Source organism: Bacillus sp. SIMBA_005 (assembly GCF_046535585.1).
Lineage (GTDB): Bacteria > Bacillota > Bacilli > Bacillales > Bacillaceae > Bacillus > Bacillus pumilus.
This window is the reverse complement of sequence record NZ_JAWRWI010001142.1, coordinates 1-237: the sequence shown is the minus strand read 5'-3', so window position 1 is coordinate 237 and position 237 is coordinate 1. Positions and strand designations below refer to the sequence as shown.

The window sequence follows — 237 nt, the reverse complement described above, 5'->3', positions numbered from 1 at the left end:
ATGAACTCCTCACTGATCGCGGCCGCGCGGCCGATGACAAGGCGCGTGTCGCTCGAGACGCGACTCACGCGGATCCGCATCGTCTGCGCGGGCGAGCGGCCGCTTCGACGCGCCTGCTTCATCAGTTCTCGGAGTTCCTCCTGCGCCAGGTGTTTCCCGGCGACGGCGCCGAGCCAGCGCGAGGAGGGGGACGCGGCGAGAACGACGCCGGATGCGTCGGTCACGACGGCCGCGTCC

At 70.9% G+C, this 237-nt stretch carries 1 protein-coding gene; it reads right to left on the bottom strand.

Annotation, left to right across the window (positions count from 1 at the left end; translation table 11 throughout):
• Positions 1–237: nitrogen regulation protein NR(II) (locus tag SB660_RS23690; protein WP_410585039.1), on the bottom strand; the 237-nt coding region annotated here is incomplete at both ends.